General features: G+C 36.8%; 19 protein-coding genes. 14 read left to right on the top strand and 5 right to left on the bottom strand.

Going from position 1 to position 23,253, the window contains the following annotated elements; translation table 11 throughout:
* Positions 1 to 15: 15 nt before the first annotated feature.
* The 5 genes from AACH31_RS08530 (at position 16) to pyk (ending at position 8,000) form a co-directional block, all read left to right on the top strand.
* Positions 16 to 1,203, top strand: coding sequence for an acetate/propionate family kinase (locus AACH31_RS08530; RefSeq protein WP_161831547.1), 1,188 nt, complete (start codon positions 16 to 18; stop codon positions 1,201 to 1,203).
* 106 nt (positions 1,204 to 1,309) lie between these two features.
* Complete coding sequence (locus AACH31_RS08525) at positions 1,310 to 2,266, top strand: DHH family phosphoesterase (RefSeq protein WP_161831548.1); 957 nt, start codon at positions 1,310 to 1,312, stop codon at positions 2,264 to 2,266.
* A 122-nt stretch (positions 2,267 to 2,388) separates the two neighbouring features.
* A complete protein-coding gene (dnaE, locus tag AACH31_RS08520) occupies positions 2,389 to 5,430 on the top strand; it encodes a DNA polymerase III subunit alpha (RefSeq protein ID WP_161831549.1) in 3,042 nt (1,013 codons plus the stop codon).
* A gap of 112 nt (positions 5,431 to 5,542) precedes the next feature.
* On the top strand, positions 5,543 to 6,502 hold the full coding sequence (gene pfkA, locus AACH31_RS08515; protein ID WP_161831550.1) for a 6-phosphofructokinase: 960 nt from the start codon (positions 5,543 to 5,545) through the stop codon (positions 6,500 to 6,502).
* Between the two features lie 64 nt (positions 6,503 to 6,566).
* Positions 6,567 to 8,000, top strand: coding sequence for a pyruvate kinase (gene pyk, locus AACH31_RS08510; protein WP_161831551.1), 1,434 nt, complete (start codon positions 6,567 to 6,569; stop codon positions 7,998 to 8,000).
* Positions 8,001 to 8,107: 107 nt separating this feature from the next.
* Here the strand turns inward: pyk and AACH31_RS08505 are convergent, their stop codons facing one another.
* From AACH31_RS08505 to AACH31_RS08495, 3 genes are all read right to left on the bottom strand, one after another.
* The gene (locus tag AACH31_RS08505; protein ID WP_161831552.1) at positions 8,108 to 8,575 is read right to left on the bottom strand and encodes a hypothetical protein; all 468 of its coding nucleotides are present in this window, start codon (positions 8,573 to 8,575) and stop codon (positions 8,108 to 8,110) included.
* 134 nt (positions 8,576 to 8,709) lie between these two features.
* Positions 8,710 to 9,744 carry an FAD:protein FMN transferase gene (locus AACH31_RS08500; RefSeq protein ID WP_161831553.1) on the bottom strand — a complete coding sequence of 345 codons (1,035 nt, stop codon included), beginning with the start codon at positions 9,742 to 9,744 and terminating at the stop codon, positions 8,710 to 8,712.
* A 369-nt stretch (positions 9,745 to 10,113) separates the two neighbouring features.
* Positions 10,114 to 10,959, bottom strand: coding sequence for an FMN-binding protein (locus AACH31_RS08495; RefSeq protein WP_161831554.1), 846 nt, complete (start codon positions 10,957 to 10,959; stop codon positions 10,114 to 10,116).
* A gap of 349 nt (positions 10,960 to 11,308) precedes the next feature.
* Between AACH31_RS08495 and AACH31_RS08490 the strand changes: the two genes are divergently transcribed.
* The 9 genes from AACH31_RS08490 to aspT all read left to right on the top strand — a co-directional run bounded on the left by AACH31_RS08490 (position 11,309) and on the right by aspT (position 21,906).
* Positions 11,309 to 13,294: an NAD(P)/FAD-dependent oxidoreductase gene (locus AACH31_RS08490; protein WP_161831555.1), complete on the top strand. Its 1,986-nt coding sequence runs from the start codon at positions 11,309 to 11,311 to the stop codon at positions 13,292 to 13,294.
* Between the two features lie 119 nt (positions 13,295 to 13,413).
* The gene (locus tag AACH31_RS08485; RefSeq protein WP_161831556.1) at positions 13,414 to 14,379 is read left to right on the top strand and encodes a polyprenyl synthetase family protein; all 966 of its coding nucleotides are present in this window, start codon (positions 13,414 to 13,416) and stop codon (positions 14,377 to 14,379) included.
* 248 nt (positions 14,380 to 14,627) lie between these two features.
* The gene (locus AACH31_RS08480; protein ID WP_161831557.1) at positions 14,628 to 15,137 is read left to right on the top strand and encodes a PTS sugar transporter subunit IIA; all 510 of its coding nucleotides are present in this window, start codon (positions 14,628 to 14,630) and stop codon (positions 15,135 to 15,137) included.
* An 87-nt stretch (positions 15,138 to 15,224) separates the two neighbouring features.
* Positions 15,225 to 15,488 carry a phosphocarrier protein HPr gene (locus AACH31_RS08475; RefSeq protein WP_161831558.1) on the top strand — a complete coding sequence of 88 codons (264 nt, stop codon included), beginning with the start codon at positions 15,225 to 15,227 and terminating at the stop codon, positions 15,486 to 15,488.
* A 178-nt stretch (positions 15,489 to 15,666) separates the two neighbouring features.
* Positions 15,667 to 17,376 (top strand): phosphoenolpyruvate--protein phosphotransferase, encoded by a 1,710-nt coding sequence (ptsP, locus tag AACH31_RS08470; protein ID WP_161831559.1) that lies wholly within the window; start codon positions 15,667 to 15,669, stop codon positions 17,374 to 17,376.
* Between the two features lie 111 nt (positions 17,377 to 17,487).
* Positions 17,488 to 18,252 (top strand): polysaccharide deacetylase family protein, encoded by a 765-nt coding sequence (locus tag AACH31_RS08465; protein ID WP_161831560.1) that lies wholly within the window; start codon positions 17,488 to 17,490, stop codon positions 18,250 to 18,252.
* A gap of 140 nt (positions 18,253 to 18,392) precedes the next feature.
* Complete coding sequence (locus AACH31_RS08460) at positions 18,393 to 19,253, top strand: polysaccharide deacetylase family protein (protein ID WP_262950824.1); 861 nt, start codon at positions 18,393 to 18,395, stop codon at positions 19,251 to 19,253.
* A gap of 15 nt (positions 19,254 to 19,268) precedes the next feature.
* Positions 19,269 to 19,952, top strand: a complete 684-nt coding sequence (locus tag AACH31_RS08455) for a hypothetical protein (protein WP_161831562.1) — start codon at positions 19,269 to 19,271, stop codon at positions 19,950 to 19,952.
* A 271-nt stretch (positions 19,953 to 20,223) separates the two neighbouring features.
* On the top strand, positions 20,224 to 21,906 hold the full coding sequence (gene aspT / locus AACH31_RS08450; protein ID WP_161831563.1) for an aspartate-alanine antiporter: 1,683 nt from the start codon (positions 20,224 to 20,226) through the stop codon (positions 21,904 to 21,906).
* A 40-nt stretch (positions 21,907 to 21,946) separates the two neighbouring features.
* Here aspT and AACH31_RS08445 read toward each other — a convergent pair whose 3' ends face one another.
* Positions 21,947 to 22,336, bottom strand: a complete 390-nt coding sequence (locus AACH31_RS08445; protein ID WP_161831564.1) for a hypothetical protein — start codon at positions 22,334 to 22,336, stop codon at positions 21,947 to 21,949.
* A gap of 71 nt (positions 22,337 to 22,407) precedes the next feature.
* Positions 22,408 to 23,208 carry a metallophosphoesterase gene (locus AACH31_RS08440; RefSeq protein ID WP_161831565.1) on the bottom strand — a complete coding sequence of 267 codons (801 nt, stop codon included), beginning with the start codon at positions 23,206 to 23,208 and terminating at the stop codon, positions 22,408 to 22,410.
* Positions 23,209 to 23,253: the final 45 nt, after the last annotated feature.

Here is a 23,253-nt window from a genome sequence, read left to right as displayed (position 1 = left end):
ATGGAGGATACCTATATGACTAAAATTTTATCTGTTAATGCAGGAAGCTCATCATTGAAGTTTCAATTGTTAGAAATGCCAGCCCAAACTGTCATTACTAAAGGATTAGTTGAACGTATCGGATTTAATGATGGAGTATTTAATATTAAATTTGAAGATCAAAAAATTGAAAAAGTTTTACCTATTAAAGATCATAGTGTGGCAGTTCATTTATTATTAGAAGCTTTACTTGATTTAAAAATTGTTAAAAACTATGATGAAATTAGCGGAGTCGGTCATCGCGTTGTTCATGGGGGAGAAAAATTTGATCGATCAGTGGTCATTACGGATGAGGTGTTAGCTGAAATTGATGCTTTATCAGAATTAGCGCCACTTCATAACCCTGCTCATGTTTTAGGAATTAAAGCATTTATGAAAGAATTACCTCATGCTGTTCCTGTTGCTGTTTTCGACACAGCCTTCCATCAGACGATGGCAGAAGATGCTTATTTATATCCGGTAAAATATGATTGGTATAAAAAATATGGTGTGCGTAAATACGGATTCCATGGGACTTCACATCAATATGTTGCTAAACAATGCGCTAAATTAATGAATAAGCCGTTAGAAGAAACTAAAATGATTACGATTCATTTAGGGAATGGAGGATCTTTAACCGCTATTAAGGGGGGGCACTCAGTTGATACCTCAATGGGATTCACTCCTTTAGCGGGAATTATGATGGGAACACGCTCAGGGGATATTGACCCAGCTGTTTTACCTTTTGTAATGGCAAAAGAAAACTTAACGGTTGATCAAGCGGTTAATGCGTTAAATAAAGAGTCAGGTTTATACGGTGTTTCAGGAGAGTCATCGGATATGCGTGATATTTTGAAACTGGTTGCACAAAAAGATGAGCGTGCGATGACGGCCTTTAATTTATACGTTAAACGTATTTGTGATTATATTGGTGCTTACTACATTTACTTAGGTGGAGTCGACGCCTTAGTCTTTACAGCGGGAATCGGTGAAAATTCAACACCGGTTCGTAAGGCAATCGTTGATCGCTTAGGAGTTTTAGGTATTCAATTAGACGACGAAGCTAATCAGGTAATGGGAGAAGAGCAGCTTATTTCAACGCCGGATTCTCAGATTAAGGTGTTTGCGATTCCGACTAACGAGGAATTAATGATTGCTGAAGATACCTATGCATTTGTAAAATAAGGAAAATGAGATTCGGTGACGAATCTCATTTTTTAATAGGGTATAAAAAGTCCATCGTTGGATAGATTGTGTTATAATTTAGTCATGTTAAAATAGAGGTGAAATTATGTTAAAAGAAATTTGGAGCCATATTTTTGAATTTGATAAGATTATTATCCATCGTCATGTGAGCCCTGACCCAGACGCCCTAGGTTCACAGCTTGGTCTAGCTGAATTAATTCGTTGCAATTATAAAGATAAAGTAGTTAAAACAGTAGGGTTTAATGAACCTTCCCTTGCATGGATGGGGCAAATGGATGAAGTATGTGATGAGGATTATGAGGGGGCACTCGTATTGATTATGGATACTGCAAATTCTGCTCGAATTGATGATTCTCGCTATAAATTAGGAGCTAAGTTAATTAAATTGGATCACCATCCAGTTGTTGAAGAGTACGCCGATATTAACTATACAGATACAGCCGCCTCTTCTACTTCGGAAATCGTTGTTAATTTATATCAGGCCAATCGAGAAGCGTATCACTTGCAGTTATCACAAGAGGCTGCCTCATGCTTATATACGGGGATTATTGCGGATAGCGGTCGCTTTTTATACGATAATACAACGATAGATACATTAAGTGCGGCACAACTTCTATATTCTTGCGAGATTAATCGAAATAAAATTCACGAGAATTTATATCGCCGTTCATTAAATATTGTTCAGGCACAAGGATATGTTTTAAGTCAATTTGAGGTCAGTGAAGCGGGAGTTGCCTTCTTTAAAATGCCGCTAGATATCCAAAAGTCTTATCATTTAACAACTGGGACACGATCGGCGCTTGTTAATACGCTTGCTAATATTGAGGGAATCTTAGTTTGGGTATGTTTATTTGAAAATGAGGATGGACGAATTCGTGCAAATATTCGATCGAATGGACCTATTATTAATGAAGTCGCTGCTAAATTTGATGGTGGAGGACATCCTAAGGCATCTGGAGCAATGCTAAGTAAATGGGAAGATTGTCAGGGATTACTTGATGAATTAGGGGAAGTTTGCTTGAAATATAAATTAGAAGTTTAGCCTCTATGAGTGGTTATAAAAAAGAAAATTCAGGGAAGACTATAGACAATTGTCAGTAGTCTTCTTTTGTGTTAAGATAAAAAACGAACAAATGTTTTATTTTAGGAAAGGGTGAGGTTCGAATGGCATTTACGCATTTACAGGTGCGATCAGCCTATTCTTTGTTAAATAGCTCGATAACGATAAAAGACTATGTCCATCTTGCAACGAGACAGGGGTTGAAAACACTCGCTCTGACTGAAGACGGTAGCATGCACAGTGCGATTAAGTTTTACCAGGAATGTCGAGTGAACAACATTAAACCATTAATTGGATTAACTGTTAAAGTAAAACTCGAAATGGGAACGGAGGAATGGACATTTCTTGCTAAAAATCAGACCGGTTATGAGGCGCTCCTGTCGTTAGCTTCTTTATACGCTTTGAACGACGAGGGGATAGAATTTGAAGAACTATTGCCTTATTCGAATCATTTAATCACGATTACGAATGGGGAAACAGGGGTATTTGTTTCTATGGTGATGGATCATCAATGGGAAAATCTTAATCAGTACTATCAACGCTATCTTAAACCGTTCAATCATCTTTATATCGGATTGTTACGTGTTAACCAAGAGACGTATGATTGTTCGTGCCGCTTAATCTCTTTCGCCAAGGAGAAGCAGCTAAAGATGGTTGCTGTTAATGATGTGCGTTATTTGAATCAAGAAGATGCTAAAACGTTAACTTTACTACGGGCTATTAAGGCGAATCAATCGGTGGAGCAAATGCAGATTAGTGATGTGGAGCGTTACTTTAAGACGGAGGAACAGATGCGTCAATTATTCGTCGATCACGAAGAGGCGATTGATCATACAGAAGAGATTGCTAACGCATGTGAGGTTGAAATATTGCTCCATCAGTCCTTATTGCCAACGTTTAAAACACCCGAGGGAACGACAGCAGCCACTTATTTAGAGGCGCTATGCTATAAAGGGTTGCTTAAACGATACGGAACATCGGTGTCAGAAATTCATAAAAATCGATTGAGGTATGAGTTAGAAACCATTAGAAAGATGGGATTTTGCGACTACTTTTTAATTGTTTGGGATTTTATTAGGTATGCCAAGATGAATCAAATCTTGGTTGGGCCCGGAAGGGGATCAGCTGCGGGGTCGCTTGTTTCCTATGTTTTGGGAATTACAAATGTTGATCCGATTAAATATAAGTTGTTGTTCGAAAGGTTTTTAAACCCTGAACGTATTACGATGCCCGATATTGATATTGATTTTCAAGATAATCGGCGTGATGAAGTTATTCAATATGTTCAACAAAAGTACGGAGCAAGATGCGTGGTTCAAATTGCAACGTTTGGAACGTTTCAGTCACGGTCGGCGTGGCGTGATTTGGCCCGCATCCATGATGTACAAACTGAATTGATTAACAAGGTAGCTACCTACATTTCCTCGGGGCAGACGCTTAGGGAAACGTATGAGCAAAGTCAACCGTTAAAGGAATTTTTCTTAAAATACCCTAAACTTGAAATGATTTATCAAGAGGCGATGAAAATCGAGGGATTACCTCGCCATACTTCAATTCATGCTGCGGGAGTCATTATCCATGATCAGGATTTAACTAGACACACCGCTATCATGGAGGGACCAACAGGAATTTACGTTTCTCAATACGAGGCTGAGGATTTAGAGGCGATTGGACTACTTAAAATGGACTTTTTAGGGTTGAAGAATCTTAATATGTTACAGCAGATGATGACGCTTATTAGAAAGGAATCTGATTTTCAGTTTGACTTAGCCTCATTGGATTTAAATGATTCACAAACGTATAAAATGATTACACTTGGTCAGACAACCGGAATTTTTCAATTAGAGTCAGAGGGGATGCGTCAAGTTCTTAAAAAAGTACGTCCTAATTGCTTAGAGGATATTATCGCTTGTAATGCCTTATTCAGACCGGGTCCGATGGAGAATATTCCTCTGTTTGCGGCGAGAAAGCACAAGGAGGCACGGATTGAGTATTTAGATCCTATCCTGGAAGAAATTTTACGGGATACGTATGGAATTATTGTATATCAAGAACAAATTATGCAAATCGCTCACGTCGTTTCAGGGTATACATTAGGAGAGGCTGATGTATTGCGTCGTGCGGTTTCTAAAAAAAATAAAGAGATTTTAGAAAAAGAGGAGAGACAATTTATTTTAAGGGCCACTCAAAGGGGACACTCACCTGAAATGGCTAAGAAGTTATATTCACTTATTCTAAAATTTGCAAATTATGGCTTTAACCGTAGCCATGCAGTTGCCTATAGTTTAATCGCTTATCAAATGGCGTACTTAAAGGCACATTATCCTGCTTACTTTATGAGCGTCGCTTTAACAAATGTGATTGGAAGTGAGCACCACACAGCGATTTATATTCGTGAAGCCAAGCAATTAGATTTAACTATTTTGCCCCCGTCAGTAAATAGAAGTGGACTCACGTATCAAATTGAAAATAAATGTATTAGATTTAGCCTCCTTCCAATCAAACACATCGGATTAAATTTAGCCAAACAACTCGTCTCTATTCGTGAAAATGGCGCGTTTAAATCAGTGTATGATTTTGTGGTTAGAACGCGAACTTTTATGAATCAAAGGGCATATGAAAGTTTAATTGACGCGGGGGCATTAGATGAGTTTGGATACAATCGCGCGACGCTTCATCACAATTTAACGGCAATTCTCGATTTTTCTAAATATGACGGTGGGTTATTTGAACCCGATTTTCAAATGCAAATTATTTCGAAAGATTTTAGTAAAATTGACCTTATGAAACGTGAAAAGGAGTTACTTGGATTTTACTTGAACTCTCACCCTATTCATTTATTGCAAAAGGTTGCCAAAGAAAACGGGTGGTATTATCCAAGCGAAATCTCTTCGATAAGAAAGACTCAGGCTACTTTTGTTGGATTTGTTGAAAAGTTTCGAGAGATTAGGGATCGTCATGGAAAATTGATGGCCTTTATGGAAATAACAGATGAAAATACCTCATTAACGGTGACAATTTTTTCGGATGTTTACGTGAGTGAATATAAGAGACTTTTAGGAAAAGTTATCGCTGTACAGGGACGAATTAGTGAACGAAATAATGAAAAAAATCTTAACTTTATTAAAATAATAACGATTTCATAATTAAAAGAGATGGGAAAAAGATTTATAATTTGTGAAATAACTGGTATAATATTTGAGGAATAATCTTCATTGAATGGATGATGAACAAAATTCTAGTGTGAGGTGAAACACTATGGTAAAAAGAATTGGTGTGCTTACTAGTGGTGGAGATGCACCAGGTATGAATGCAGCCATTCGCGCCGTTGTAAGAGCAGGTATTGCTAACAATATTGAAGTGTTCGGTATTTACAATGGATATGCTGGATTAGTTAAGGGTGATATTAAACAATTAACGAATAGTGATGTTGGTGGCATCATTAATCGTGGTGGAACATTCTTAGGTTCAGCACGTCTTCCTGAGTTCAAAAACATTGAAGTTCGTGAACTTGGTGTAGAGCAATTGAAAAAACACGGAATTGAAGCATTAGTTGTTATCGGTGGCGACGGTTCTTATATGGGAGCTAAAAAATTAACTGAGATGGGAATTAATTGTATTGCCTTACCAGGAACAATTGATAATGACATCGTAAGTAGTGATTTCACAATCGGATTCGATACGGCATTAAATACAGTTGTTGACGCAATTGACCGTTTACGTGATACGTCAGCATCTCATGCCCGTTGTAGCGTTGTTGAAATTATGGGACGTCACTGCGGTGACTTAACTGTTTGGGGAGCCATTGCTAGTGGTGCCGAAGAGTTAATCGTGCCTGAAAAAGGAATTAACATGGACGAAATCGTTGCTCAAATTGAGGAAGGAAAAAAACGTCAAAAGAAACATTATATTGTCACTTTAGCTGAATTAATGACAGATGCTCACCAATTAGCTAAAGAAATCGAAAAACGTACGGGTGTTGAAACTCGCGCAACTGTTCTTGGACATACTCAACGTGGTGGTGCTCCAACGGCAGCGGATCGTGTTTTAGCAAGCCGAATGGGAGCTTACGCTGTTGATTTATTAATCGAAGGTCAAGGTGGTCGTTGTGTTGGTATTCGCGATAACAAATTAGCGCACTACGATATTTTAGAAGCACTTGACTTACCACGCGTTTTTGATGAAACAATGTATTGTCTAGCAAAACAATTATCATAATAAAATGAAATAATAATTGTTGTAATATTATTAAATTTATTTCTACGAAGGAGCGTACTAGGATATGAAACATACTTTCAAAAATACGAAAATGATTTGTACTATTGGTCCTAAATCAGAATCAAAAGAAATGTTATCAAAATTAGTAGATGCAGGAATGAACTGTGTTCGTTGTAACTTCTCACACGGTGATCATGCAGAGCAAAAAGCTCGTATGGACTTAATCCGTGAAATCAATAAAGAAAAAGGAACTCATGTTGCTGTATTATTAGATACTAAAGGTCCTGAAATCCGTACTCATTTATTTGAAAACGGTGGGGTAGATTTAGTAGCTGGACAAACTGTACGCGTTGCTATGAACGAAGTATTAGGAACAGCTGAAAAATTCTCAATTACTTACCCAGGTTTAATCAATGACGTTGAAGTTGGTGGAACAATCTTAGTTGATGACGGATATGTAACATTAACTGTTAATGAATTAGATACAGCTAACCAAGAAATCGTATGTACAGTTCAAAACCCTGCATACATTAAAGACCGTCGCGGAATCAACGTACCAGGTGCTAAATTAAACATGCCATTCATTTCTGAAAAAGATCATGCTGACCTTGTTTTCGGATGCGAAATGGAAGTTGATTATGTAGCTGCTTCATTCGTTCGTCGTGCTGAAGACGTATTAGCAATCCGTGAAATCTTCAAACAACACGGAAATACTCACACTCAAATCATCGCTAAAATCGAAAACCAAGAAGGTGTTGACAACATGGATTCAATCCTTGAAGTTGTTGACGGAATCATGGTTGCTCGTGGGGATTTAGGGGTAGAAGTACCTGCTGAAGACGTTCCATTAATCCAAAAAGAAATCATTGCTAAATGTAATGCTGCAGGAAAAATTGTTGTTACTGCAACTCAAATGTTAGAATCAATGCAAAAAAATCCACGTCCTACACGTGCCGAAGTATCAGACGTTGCTAATGCTATTTTCGACGGATCAGATGCAATCATGTTATCAGGAGAATCAGCTGCAGGGCAATATCCATTAGAAGCTGTTGAAACAATGGCTCGTATCGCTCGTCGTACTGAACAAGCTTTAGATCACCAAGAACTTATCGCTCGTGCAATTGCTTCATCTACACGTAACGTAGCTTCAGCTATGGGATTAGCAGTTGCTGATACTGTAGAAGATTTAGGTGCTAAAGCGGTTATCGCTTGTACACAATCAGGAGCTACTGCTCGTGCAATCTCTAAATATCGTCCATCTGCACCAGTTGTTGCTGCAACTTCATGTGAAAAAACAGCTGCTTCTTTAGCATTATACTGGGGAGTTCAACCAGTTGTTGTTGCTGAAACATCAAATACAGATGAATTATTAGAAACAGCAGCTAAAGTTGCAGAAGATTTCGCTGGATTAGAAGCAGGTGAAATCGCAGTTGTAACTGCAGGGTTACCAGCTGGTGAAGGAAATACTAACTTAATGAAAATTCATGAAGTAAAATAATTAAGTTAATTTCATAAAAAAAGGAGGCTTTTCCCTCCTTTTTTTTTACGCTCTTATTTAGTAAAAAAAGAACGACTAAAAAAGTCGTTCTTTTTATTTATGATTCATTAGCACATTGGAGTTTTAGGTCCACATGGATTTTGTTGTTGCATTGCAAGAGAACACCAGTCTTCGTTACGAAGTCCGTGATCGTATTGATGAGCTTCAGTTGCTTCTTGTTTACAGATAACATAATCATGGTGATTATGATGATGGTGAACATTACGGACAACTACAGGGACAATATGTTCTACTCTGTGATGATGATGAACTTCAGGAGTACAGCAAACAGTTGGTTCAACTACACGACAGCAACTTTCAAATTGCACAGGTCCGCACATAGGGGCAGGCATTGGAGCTGGTACTGGTTGTGGCATTACTGGACAGCAAACTGGTTGTGCAGGTTGTGCAACAACAGTTGTTTCACACGCTTCTGCAACAGAAGTTGCCTCCATTTTTACAGGTACTGGTTGTGGTATTACTGGCATCCCACACATAGGAGCTTTATAACCACCGCATCTATTATATCCATTCATTAAAAAAACTTCCTTTCCATCTTGTAATTCAATTACAATATAGTATATTTTTTGAATGGAAAAATGAGATGGCAGACGCCCAAATTAATGGGATTTTATTACAAAATAAAAATCTCCTTAGGAGATTTTTATGATTAGTTCATTAGCGTGAAGTTTTCATCGGTTAGTTCGAAATAATTGAGAAATCCAGAAGAAGGATAAATTTTATAATCATCGGTAATGTAAAGCGCCTCAACATTATCAAGTGATTCGATTAACGCTAGTCCAGATTCGACTCCAAGTGCAAAGGCGCTTGTTGATAAAGCATCGGCCATCATAGAGTCATTCGCGATAATCGTAACGGAAACAATATTGTTTGAGACGGGATAGCCTGTTTGTGGATCTAGGATATGGTGATAAATTATTCCGTCTTGTTCGAAGTAACGTTCATATGTACCTGATGTGACCACCGCCTTATTTTTAACACTAGCGATTCCTAAATATTCTCCACGAGGTGAGAATGGATTTTGGATACCTATTTTCCATGGCATGTCGTTGATCTTATCTCCATAGGCATAGACATTTCCTCCAAGGTTAATAATGGCGTGCTTATTACCGTGGTCTTCTAAAACCTTTGTGGCAACGTCGGCGGCATAGCCCTTTGCAATTCCGCCTAAGTCAATCATCATGGCCGGATTAATGAGCTTTACCGTTAAATTTTCTTCATTTAATACAATATCTTTATAGTTAATCAGCTTTACTGCATTAGAAATTTCATCATTATTCGGAACGTGTGCATCGTCAAATCCGATCTCCCAAAGCTTTACTAACGGTCCTACGGTAATATCAAATTTTCCATTTGCAAGACTAGAGTAATTTAAACCAGCTTTGATCACATTAAACGTATCTTCTGAGACTTTAACTTCCTTTGATCCTGCGTATTTGTTAATTTCCATAACTTCGCTTGTCGTAGCATTGTTAATGGTCATTTCTTGCTCAATTTTTTCAATTTTCTCAAAAATTTCGGCGAATATTTCGTCTTTTGGATTATCGTATAGTGTAACTGTAACGACCGTTCCTAGTAAAAATTTATTTTGAGAAACGGGTTCAAACGACTGTTCTTTCTTTTGTTGGGTACATCCTGCGAGTAAGAGTAGGAAAACAAGTAAATAGTATTTAATAGACTTCATAAAAAGCTCCCTTCTTAATTTATTTATGTATGATTTAAACTAGCTGGTTATACGTATAAATCGAATGTTCAATCCTCCCTATCCGCGTATCCACCACTATAGAGGAGGCAATGTCTCCACCGCTAGTAGGGACAGTCCCTAGCTTCAGTAAAATGGTAAAATGAATGGATTGTTAAGGATAGGGGCAAAATTTATCGTTACTCTTAGATAGGATATCATATTCCATGAAGTGATGGCGATAAATTTTTTATATCTCTTTGGAAATCTCTCGTTAGAAAGGGTAAAAGTCGTATAATGTTCGAACTAGTGAATACGCCTTTAGAGATAGAAAAAAGGATAAGATTTCAAAAAATGAAATCTTATCCTTTTTTAATCCAATAAAGGGCCACCGGCCAATGCTTTTGTTGCAAGCTCAATAAACTGGTGTACTTCGATGGTTACACCTGAAATATCTGCTGTTTTATTTTCTTCATTGAAGGTAATTTGTGTTGGATCTTGTAATTGGATTAAATGTTGCTCAAGTAAGTTGGCCTGTTCATTCCATTGATCGACATAGGATTGTTCTTCCTCTGTTAGATTTAAATCACTTGGAATGGTTGTATCCCAGTGAGCAGCAATAATATATCCGTGATGAACCAAGAGGTTAATCGTGTGTTTAGTTTTGTTTTGTTCGTCATTAATTGTGGTAAAATAACGTCCATCCTGATAGGCACCTGTCTGAATGGGATCCGTTTTTAAGGCACGTTGCAATAATTCAATAAATGGAAGGGGATCAATGGTGAGTCCCTCAATCGGTTGAATCGTTTCCTTGGTTAAAGTTAGGATAGAATCTTGATTTTTAAGGAGATAATCTTCTAATAATTGAAGTTGTTCTTCCCATCCGTTATCTGTTTTGTTATCAGATTCAGATTCTTTTTGTTCGTTTTGACTGCGTTTATAATCGGTTGCTTCCTGATTCACGGCATTGAAAGTAATCTTTTTTATTTTTCCGTGAACGACTTCAACATCAACAATTTCTCTCCAATTAGAGGTATGCGTATCTACTTCGGCAAAATATTGACCATCTTTTAATTTATGTTGATTTTCATTTACAGGAATCACCTCTTCTACGGCGTCACCTGTCTTTTCTTCTTCTTGTGAAACTTCATTTGCATTACAAGCACTTAGTAAGCAAAGGATTGAGATCATAAAAATGGACGCTTTTTTGTATTTCATCAAACCCCTCCTCATACTTTAGATTAGTTGTACTTTTTGCTATTTTAACATACTTTGTATAGAAGTTACCATGAGTAAATATTTCTTATATTGTCGAATAGGTTAATCTGCCAAAGATGATATCGGTTACAAACGGTGTAAAAGGAGGCGAATTCGGTAAAGTGATGGAATTTAAAAAAGATTGAATATGTGAAAAAATATGATAAAATATTAATGAACTAAATGTAATGTTAGTGGTTTTATTGACGTTCCCACGCATTAAAAGTATATGATGATTAATGGTTGTGGGAAGGTTGCTTTTTTTATGTTTTAAGACATGAAAAAGTAGGGTTATTTGAGGAGGAGTTTCATGAAAAAAATAGTCGTTCTTGGTGGAGGATATGCAGGCGTTTTAACTGCAAAGAAATTAGCAAAAAAATTTAAAAAGAACAAAGATGTGCAGATTACGTTAATTGATAAGCAATCTTATCACACGATGTTAACTGAGCTACATGAAGTTGCTGCAGGTCGTGTTGATGAAGAATCAATTCGTATGGATTTAAAGCGTATTTTTGCTGGGCGTAACGTTGAAGTTGTATTAGATGAGATTAAAACAATTGACTTTGACCAAAAGGTATTAGTATCTGACCAACAGTCATACGAGTATGATTATTTAGTTATCGGGACGGGATGTAAGCCGACATTCTTTGGAATTCCTGGGGCTGAACATGCTCATCAACTTTGGTCATACACAGATGCTGTAAACTTAAGAGAGCACATTTTAAATATGTTCCGACAAGCGGCATTGACAGCAGACAAGCAAAAGCGCCGTGAGTTACTGACATTTGTAACAGTTGGAGCAGGATTTACGGGTGTTGAAATGGCTGGTGAATTAGGGGAATGGAAAGATGAGTTATGTCGTTCATTCCATATTGATCGTGATGAAGTCAGTCTTTACATTGTTGATTTTGCACCGAAAGTTTTACCGATGTACCCAGATAAGTTGATTAAAAAAGCGGAAAAGCGTTTAATTAAACTTGGAAATGAATTAGTGATGAATTCAGCGGTTAGTGAGATTCATGAAGATAAAGTGGTTTTAAATAAAGGTGAGAAAGTTATTCAAACGCATACCGTGATTTGGGCAGCAGGTATTGAGGGGTCTGATATTGTTGATCAGGCATCAGTTGAGAAGGCTGGTCGTGGACGCATTGTAACAAACGGGCACTTACAGGCGAAAGATTACGAAGATGTTTATGTTGTTGGAGATAATATTTTCTATATTCCAGAAGGTGAAGAACGCCCTGTCCCTCAGATGGTGGAAAACGCGGAGCATTCAGCACCAGTTGTTGCTCATAATATCGCAGTAGATATTAATGGTGGAACTCATAAAACATATAAACCAACGTTCCATGGTTCGATGGTTTGTATCGGATCACGTTATGGGGTGGCACAGGTTGGAATGCCAGGAATGTGGTTTAATTTATCTGGATTTTTTGCAATGGCATCAAAACATTTAATTAATATCATTTATTTTATTCAAGTATTAGGATTCAATAAGATTTGGTCTTATTTAATGCATGAATTTTTCCATACAAAAAATAATCGTTCGATGGTGGGAGGTTTGTTATCAAACTCAGCTCCAGTATTCTGGAAATTCCCGCTCCGTATTTTTATCGGTTTTATGTGGTTACAACAAGGATTAACTAAATTACCAAAAATTGTTCATGATTTTAACAATGTCTTTTTATTACCCGCACCTCCAAAGGCAGATACAATCGGTGGTGCATCAGAGGCTGTTAGTCAAGTTGTACCAGAAGTAGTAGAGACAGTAACAGCAGCATCAGGTGCAATTGCAGAAGGGGCCTCATCAGCGGCAGCAGCAGTTTCGCAAACGGTGAGTGACGTTGTTTCAAATAGTGGAGATATTTTTACGATGTTAGCAGATGCTATTCATGATTTTATGAATTGGATTACGGTATTACCTGTTCCAGGGTTTGTTGAAAATATGGTGAATTGGTCAATGGATGCCTTTTTCTATACACCTGATGGAACACAATTTACTCAATTAGCTAGTCTAGTACAAGGTGGAATGATTTGCGGTGAAATCATCTTCGGTGGAATGTTGATTATTGGTTTATTTACACCAGTTGCCGCTATTGCGACTATCGCTATGGGATGTATGATTTGGGCTTCTGGAATGGCACCAACCGAAATGCTTTGGTACCTTGTAGGTGGATTTGCTTTAATTGGTAACTCTGGAATGGTCTTAGGTTTAGATTATTATGTTTGGCCATGGATTAGAAAAATGTTACCAAAAATCCCATTATTGAAAAAATGGTATTTGTACGTCGATTAATTTAGAATAGATGAGATTAGGAAAACATAGTTAATACGGGGGTATTGACTATGTTTTTCTATTACTAAGTTTTAGGGGATTAATCCGGGGTAGTATTTCAGTAATGTAGGTGATAACATATGAATTCGTTTTGGCAAGATAATCCTAGGATGATGAATCATCTTTTTGAGGTAAATGGTGTAATTGAACAAAGTATGACGGTCAAGCAGGAAAAGATGAATGAAATATTACAAGATTTAGCTAAATCAGGAGGGAAAAGGGTTCGACCAGGTTTATGCTTGATTGGTGCCGGATTCGGGGCGAAATCTTTTAAATCTATTTACCCACTAGCAGCCGTTGTTGAGATGTTGCATTTAGCGACACTTGTTCACGATGACATTATCGATGATGCGACTCACCGTAGGGGATCGTTGACAACACAAAAAAAATATGGAAAAGACTATGCGGTTTATACGGGGGATTATATTTTTACAAAATGTTTTGAACTTTTAGCAAAAAACTATGAGCTCCACCATATGAGGGAATTGTCTCGGGCCGTTTCACGCGTGTGTGTGGGAGAAATTGAACAATTTGATGGTCGATTTAAGACGCATGACTCCGTAAAGAAATATTTAAAAATCGTAGGGGCAAAGACATCGGCTCTTTTAGCGACGAGTCTTGCTATAGGGGCCTATGAAGCTGGATGTGACGAAAAATTATGTCGGAAATTAGGAAAGATTGGATTACATCTAGGAAATGCATTTCAAATCATTGACGATATTTTAGATTATAAAGGTGATACTTCACGGGTTGGAAAGACATTGGGAAATGACCTCAAGCAGGGATACTATACCTTACCACTTATTTATGCGTTAAAGACAGACGATGCACATTTAAATGAACTTCTTTCAAAGGGGCATTATGATGATGCGGACGTTCAAAAAATTATTGAACGTGTAGATGAATTGGGCGGAATTGATCAGGCATTAGAGTTGGCCCAAAAATATACCAAAAAATCTTTAAAGGAGATTTCGGCACTTCCATCCTGCCAAGCAAGGGATGATTTAGAGTGGATTGTGAAAAAGTTATTAAAAAGAGATCATTAGGTTCGCTAATGGTCTTTTTTTGATTAGATTGGAAAAATATGAATGCGTTTTATAAAGTTAAATTTAGGACAACATACGACTAATAGACGTCATAAATTGAAGAATTTATACATAAATAAGAAAAAAATATTAAAATTATCGCCTATATCACCTCCTGTTAGCGCTTTTAATAAGAAAAATTAAAAATAAATCTATATTTGTGAAGAAAAAACGCTATAATAGATATGAAAGATATTAGGAGGTGCACCATGGGAATTTTTGACTCAATTAAAAATTTATTTAGTTCAAACTCAAAGACTGAAGAACCGAAAAAAGGAATTTGTGCTCCTATTACAGGGAAGCTATTATCAATTACAGAAGTACCAGATCCAGTATTCAGTCAAAAAATGATGGGTGATGGATTTGCTATCGAACCAACGGAAGGAAAAGTTTATTCACCTGTTTCAGGTAAAGTATTAAACGTTTTCCCAACAAAACATGCCGTAGCGTTAGAATCTAATGACGGACATGAAATCTTAATCCATTTTGGAATGGATACTGTTGCATTAAAAGGTGAAGGATTTACAGCTCACGTTGCTGAGGGAGATACAGTAACGCCTGATACATTATTATTATCAGTTGATCTTGATGCTGTTCGTCCTAAAGTGCCATCATTAGTAACACCAGTTGTTTTCACTAACTTAGGTGAAAAAGTCATTGACTTAAAGAAAACTGGACCTGTTACACATGGTGAAGTTAGCATTTTAGAAATCAAATAAATTTCATTGTTATAGAACTTGATTTTTTAAAAGTCGCACGTTACAATAACGTTGAAACTAATTTAATTAAAAGAGGAGCGATTATTGATGGAAAAAATCTTTACAATTACAGATGAAACTGGATTACATGCTCGTCCTGCTACAGTATTAGTAAATACAGCTAGCAAATACAGCGCAGAAATCTCATTAACATACCGTGACAAAAAAGTTAACTTAAAATCAATCATGGGTGTTATGTCTTTAGGAATCCAACAAGGAGCTGAAATTACAATTTCTGCTGAAGGTGCAGATGCTGAAGAGGCAATCACTGCATTAACAGAAACAATTACAACTCAAGGATTAGGTAAATAATTATCTAAAATAGAATAAAAAGTACTGGATAACCAGTACTTTTTATTTATCTCCTATCAGGTGAAAATGCGACATAATAACATATGTAACAGTTTACATAGAAAAGGCTATTGTGAAACTAATTTTATCTGATATAATAATTAAGTATATATCATTGAAAAATGAAAGGGGTAGCATTGTGAATATTAAAGGTATTGCAGCATCTAATGGTATTGCCATTGCGAAGGCATTTAAATTAATTGAACCAGAATTAACTGTGGTTAAATCTACAATTGCAGATGTAGAAGCAGAAATTAACTTATACAAAGAAGCATTAGTTAAAACGACTGAAGAGTTACAAAAAATTAAAGTTAAAGCAGCACAAAATTTAAGTGAGGAAGAGGCAGCTGTATTTGATGCACATATCAATATGGCGAACGATCCTGAATTATTAAGTCAAACGACGGATAAAATCAAAGCAGAAAGCGTAAACGCTTCTTATGCATTTGATGAAGTTTCAACAATGTTTATTACGATGTTTGAAAGCATGGATAATGAATATTTCCGTGAACGTGCAGCTGATATCAAAGATATCAAAAAACGTATTTTAGCACACTTATTAGGGGTTAAAGTTAACGATCCAAGTACAATCGATGAACAAGTTGTTATCATTGCGGAAGATTTAACGCCATCTGATACAGCTCAATTAGACCGTAACTTTGTAAAAGGATTTGCGACTAATATCGGAGGACGCACGTCTCACTCAGCGATTATGGCTCGCTCTTTAGAAATTCCGGCTGTAGTTGGAACGAAAACAATCTTAGAAGACGTTAAAGATGGAGATATGATTATCTTAGACGGATTAGAAGGAAACGTTATTATTAATCCATCTGCTGATCAAGTTTCTCATTATGAAGAAGTAGCGAAAGCATACGAAGCTCAAAAAGCTGAATGGGCGAAGTTAAAAAATGAGAAAACGGTTTCTAAAGATGGACAACACGTAGAGTTAGCAGCGAATATCGGAACACCAAACGATGTAGAAGGTGTTTTAGGTAACGGTGGAGAAGCTGTTGGATTATACCGTACAGAATTCTTATATATGGGACGTGACAACTTCCCAACTGAAGAAGAACAATTTGAAGCTTATAAAGCAGTATTAGAAGCGATGGGAGAAAAACCTGTTGTTGTTCGTACGTTAGATATCGGTGGAGATAAAGAATTACCTTACTTACACTTACCAAAAGAAATGAACCCATTCTTAGGTTACCGTGCGGTTCGTTTATGTTTAGATGATACAGATTTATTCCGTACACAATTACGTGCTTTATTACGTGCAAGTGCTTACGGTAAATTACGTATCATGTTCCCAATGATTGCAACATTAAATGAATTCCGTGCAGCTAAAGCTTTATTATTAGAAGAAAAAGCGAAATTAGTTTCAGAAGGTGTAACAGTTTCTGATGAGATTGAAGTGGGAATGATGGTTGAAATTCCATCTGCAGCTGTATTAGCTGATCAATTCGCAAAAGAAGTAGACTTCTTCTCAATCGGAACAAACGATTTAATTCAATACACAATGGCAGCTGACCGTATGAACGAAAAAGTATCATACTTATACCAACCATATAACCCAAGTATTTTACGCTTAGTAAAAATGGTTATTGATGCAGCGCATAAGGAAGGTAAATGGACTGGAATGTGCGGTGAAATGGCCGGAGATCAAACTGCTATTCCATTATTATTAGGATTAGGATTAGATGAGTTCTCAATGTCTGCAACTTCTATCTTACCTGCTCGTTCATTAATCAGTAAATTATCAAAAGCTGAAATGGCAGAATTAGCTGCTGAAGCGTTAAACAAATCAACAGTAGAAGAAGTTATCGAATTAGTTGAAAATATCCAAAAATAATTAATTAAGTGTGAAGATTTTCTCTTCACACTTTTTTTATTGGAATAAGGATATAATTTAAATAGAACTCGTCCATACTAAAAAAGAAGTTTAATGAAAAGAGTTGATATAATGAGAAAGCTATTGACTAATAATAAACTGCATCTTTTTTTGTTTTTCTCTTTCTTAAGTTGTTTATTATCGGTTTGTTGTCCTACCGTTAAATCGGCTACTGTTGAGGATCGCATTGACCATTTTATTTATCATGAACCTAAACCTGATAAAGTTGCATATTTAACATTTGATGATGGTCCGTCTAAGTATACAAAAGAAATATTAGATTTATTAGAAAGAGAACAGGTTCCTGCCGTATTTTTTGTCATCGGTGAAAGTATTAATAATATCCCTCATTCGGGGGAAATTTTGAATGAAATTTTAGATCATGGTCATTATATAGGATTACATAGTATGACTCACGATTTAGATAAATTATATAATTCACCAGATGCGGCTCATAACTTTGTTAATGAAATGTTAGAAGTAAGAGGAAAGGTTAAGGAATTAACCGGATTTGAAAGTAATCTTTGTCGCCCACCTTACGGAGGTAGAGGTCATTTTACGAAGGCACACTACCAGGCTATAAAAGATGCTGGACTTAACTGCGTGGATTGGAATGTTGACTCGTTAGACTGGGCTAAGTCAAGTTCGAGTGAAATTATGGATCAAGTCGTGAAAGATTTAGAGATGGCACATTACCCTGATGAAGTTGTTTTACTATTTCACGAAAAGAAATTAACTTTAGAAACTTTACCACAGGTCTTCAATTATTATAGAGAGTTAGGATATGTCTTTATGCCATATTGTGAGGGAGATGAATTTGATTGTGGACTCAACTAGATAACACTATTATGGAGATAAAAAAGGAAAGCTAAACGATGATAAATTGTTTATTTTTGAAAAATAAAGTAATTTATTGAAATCAGGCAGGGGAAAGAGTAGTATAGAGATAAAGAAATTGAATGAATGGAGGGAATGGAGTGGCAAGGCAAACGTATGAGTTGGGTAAGAACCGATTGAAAAGGGGACGGACGAATCCGAGGGGTTACATTACTATTATTTTAATAGGATTTATCATGTTGGTCGGAGGGTTATTCTTTAATCTTTTTTATCAGGTTCATCACTTAAGTATTCTGACGCAGAACAAAGGGGAGTTGACATTTGAGGATATACCGCCTATTGAGAGTTGGCATAACAAGGAAGCGAAGTTTGTTTATTTAACATTTGACGATGGACCGAGCAAGAACGCCGATAAAATATTGGATGTTCTTGATCAATATGACGTTAAAGGAACTTTTTTTGTGTTAGGTTCAGCGATTGAGGGCTATAGTAAATCAAATGAGGTTTTGAAGAGAATGGCAGATACCGGTCATTACATTGGAATGCATTCAATGTCCCATAATTATTCCTACTTATATGATAAAGAAAAAGGTGGGGAAAATTTCGTCGGGGAGCTATTAGAGGAACAGCAGCTTATTAAGGAAGTGACGGGCGGTTTTATGAGTCAACTGTGCCGTGCCCCATATGGGAGTGGTGGAACGTTTAATGCCGGTCATATCGAGGCGTTAAAGGAGGCAAAAATAAAATGTTGGGATTGGGATGTGGACTCACTAGACTGGGAGTCAGGAGCTACCGTCACAGGGATTATGAAAAATATTGAATATTGCATGAACCTTTGGAATTATCCTAAAAATACAATTGTTTTATTTCATGAAAAAGATATAACGGTAGAGGTGTTACCGAAAGTGATTGAGTATTATATGGAGCTAGGGTATGAATTTTTACCCTACAATCCAGATTATCATATCGTTAAAAATTTAGTAGGTAGCGATGAAATATAGGGGGAGAGTGATTGGATGAAGAAAGTTAGTTTATTTTGGATAGCCTTAGGGGGAATCGTTGCGATGGGAATCTACTTTGCAATGACCTATAAATTCCCTGAAATTGAGGTGTTACAATTTTATCAACGCATAGATGAAGAAATAATCTCTCTTGAAAAAAAATCCCCCCAAACGATAGAGGAGATATTAAATGAACTAAATAAGACAACGTCACAGATTATTGAAATTGGCCGTACATACGATGGAGAGGAAGATATGGATGAGTTATTTTCCACGTTTAACGCGCAGTACGCCGAATTAAAGGCATATAGAGATGACGTTATTGATGCGATGAATGAAAGGCTAGTTAAGGTGAAATTTAATCATATCAACTCCGTTTCATCAAAGTTATCTAAGCCCCTTTCGACGTTAGGAAAACAATTATCAGAAAATCAACAAAAGCGGATAGAAAGTTTAACGTTACTAAATGGAGAAATTGACGAGTTAATGAATAAGTTAGAATCACTTCAAGAAATGTTTTATCATTCTAAAGTCAGTGAGACGGTTCGATACTTTCAACAACTTAATCAATTGTTTTCACAATTAGCTACTACACATCATGAATATGTTCAAAATGTTGAAGCGTATTATAGCGTAAAGGCAGAATATTATGAAGCGATTGCTAATAAAGGAGTTTTTGATTACATCTTTAAAAAATAGAGCTAAAAAGGTTACCCTGTTTATACGGGGTAACCTTTTTAATGGGGATAAGGGTGAATTTTATAGCATGATGTAGAAATATAAAAGATAGGATAGAAATTTGGATAAATATTCTTTAATTTTATGTTAATACCATTTATAATAAAAATGAATGTCTAGAAGGTTACTTGGTTCATCGCAAAGAGGTTCTTAAAAATAACGAAATCGTATTTTTGAATTTAATCTGCTATAGGAATTGTAATCTTAAAAAATGTGTGATGGGGTGACTAATATGTTATGGTTAATCGAGGTATTGAGGACATATCCGGAATTAACACTGTTTTTAACGTTAGCTTTTGGCTATCAGGTTGGAAAAATTCGTTTTGGTTCATTTAAAGTTGGAACGGTTCCAGGAGTTTTAATGACTGGTGTATTAGTAGGTCAATTGGGGATTACGGTAGATAATACGGTCAAGTCTATTTTCTTCTTACTGTTTTTATTTGCGCTAGGTTATAATGCGGGCCCACAGTTTTTTAAAAGCTTAAAGAAGGAAGGATTTTCTCAAGTTCTTTTCGCCTGCATGGTTTGCCTTTTTGGATTTATCTTTACGATTACGATTGGAAAGTTAATGAATTTTAATGCTGGACAGGCCTCGGGACTCTTAGCAGGGGCGTTAACACAATCCTCGGTGATTGGTGTGGCTCAAGATGCCCTTTCAAGATTAGATGTTTCTAATCAAAAAATGATGATGGATTTTGTTCCTGTAGGGTATGCTGTTACTTATATTTTTGGAACCATCGGATGTACGTTTATTCTCACGACATTTGGTCCTAAAATTTTAAAAATTGATTTGGAGAAGGCGTGTTTAGAGCTTGACCAACAAGCTAAAATGGAAGAGAAGTCAGTAGGCGATGGCGTGCAAACGGGTGAGGTATCTTATCGTCTTTATGAAGTCGACGAAAAATGGGTTGGAAAGACTGTCGCTGATCTTGAATGGCCATTGGATGACGAAATTGATGTCAGTTTGTATGTCATGAACCCAAAACGTCATCACTCGTTTATTTTTCCGGCTAAAGAGATGGTTTTAGCAGCAAATGATTGCTTGGCGATTGCCTTTAAAGGGAAGGATGCCGCACAGGTTGAATGGAGAGGCTTAGGAAAAGAAATTTTTGATCATCGCTTAGAAGAGCTGAAATCTGACACTGTAGAGGTTTATATAGGTCAATCAGATTCATGTGGAAAAACGATGAAGGAAATTCAAAAAGAGGCCTTGCAGAAGGGTGTATTAGTCTCAAAACTTAAACGCCACGGGGAGTTCATTCATTACCATCAAGGAACAGTTGTTGGTAAACAGGATGTCCTCTGCTTAGAAGGGCCGACGAGTTGTGTAGAATCAGTTCTTCCGTTTGTTGGGAAAAAAGTTGTAAAGACAGATGAAACCGATGTAACTTTTATGGGACTTGGGATTGTTTTAGGTGGTCTGATTGGAATACCGGCGTTAATGATTGGTAAGATTGGGATTACGCTTTCAACAAGTGGTGGTGTATTAATCATGGGGTTACTTTGTGGTTATCTTCATTCACGGAAGCCGACGATGGGACAAATTCCACCGGCTGCCACATGGTTTTTAAGCAACGTAGGATTGGCTGTTTTCGTCGCGGTTGTTGGAATTAACTCTGGACCAGGATTTATTGAAGGGTTACAAAGTTCGGGATTGATTTTCTTTTTAGCGGGACTTATTGTGACAGCTGTATCCTCATTATTTGGTATTTTATTAGGAAAATATGTGTTTAAATTTTCTCCACCCGTCATTTTAGGGGCGACGGCAGGTGCCTTAACGACTACGGCAGCATTAGGGGGATTATGTGAAAAGGCCAATAGTAATGCCCCCGTATTAGGTTATACGATTCCTTATGCAATCGGAAATATTTTGTTAACTGTTTGGGGATCTTTAATTATCATGTTTTTCTCTTAGGAGGAAAACAAAAAAACAGCTCTTAATTGAGCTGTTTTTTTTATGATAAATAGTATTTATTACTTTCTAGTATCGTCGTTTCACTTGGCATCACGGGATTGTAAGGTCCATAGTATCCATTTTGCGCTTGTTGTTGCTGTTGTTGGTAGGCAGGATAGACAACGGGTTGTTGATAATAAACCGGTTGTTGGTAGTAAACTGGTTGGTACGCAGGATAAGAATATCCACCGCCTCCACAACAAGGGCGTCCTCCCCATCCATTAAATAGTAATCCTCCTAAAGCTAACCCTCCAACAAAAGGTAAGAATCCCCATCGCTCATCCTGTCCTACTTCAGGCATCATTGAGAGATTAGGGACTTGTTGAGTAAGTGGTGCTGTTGATCGATAAGGGACTTGGACTGGAACCCCGTTATGATAATTTACTGGCATCAATTTAAACTCCTCCTTTATCTTGCAGTCCTACGTTATCATATGCAACGAAAGAGTTGTTTGCCCCACTATTAAGATTGAATGAGTAAAAAAGAATGAATCGTTGGTCGGGAGAAGAAAGAAAAAATACCTTTTCTTTCTTTAAGACCCGGATTAACATTTAAAATGAGTTGATCTGCAAAAGGATAAGTTCCGTTATAAAACTGTGTGCAACCATTTTTAGTTGAATTTCCTTGGCAGTGACCTGAAAGTTGGAGATTAATTGGATAGTCAGTGACCTTAGCTGCAAGTGTGGGTTCATGAAGAAGGAGAATTTGGAACATTTCTGAAGAGGACTCCTTTTCAAGAATATGTGTTAAATCGGGTGTCGTTGACAAAGAGTCAATCCCAATTAATTGGATGCCCTCGCTACTTCCGTTATAAAGTTCAATGGATTCATTGCGAAGGATTTTAAATGACGATTCCGTTAAAATTTTTGTAATTTCTTTTTTTTGTTTTAAATCGGTATCGCCTAAAACGGCAACCTTTGCAAGCGAGGGATTGAGCTCAGATAAAGTTTTTTTTACCTGTTTAGATAAGTCAGAAGAGATGGCTCCTTTTTCGAATAAGTCCCCCGTGAAGACGACAATATCTGCCTCAAGTTTATTTATTTCTTCCACGGTCTTTTTTAAAAGTGAAAGGTCTTTTTGTGTTTTGATTTTAGTGTCACTCAATTGAATTAAACGCGTCCCACTAAAACGTGCTGGAATGGTTGAGTGGGTAATCATGGTCTCTTCGATATGAATGCCTTGCTTGAAATTTAACATAAAATACACGAAGAGTGAAATCACAATGACTGTGATGGTGAGTAGATAGACCTGGATTTTTTTCATCATATTTCATCCTTTACCAAAATAACTGTTTATATAAGCTATTAT

The sequence above is a fragment of the Turicibacter faecis genome, from assembly GCF_037076425.1.
Lineage (GTDB): Bacteria > Bacillota_I > Bacilli_A > MOL361 > Turicibacteraceae > Turicibacter > Turicibacter faecis.
Note: the sequence above shows the minus strand (reverse complement) of the source record. Positions and strands in the feature narration are given on the sequence as shown.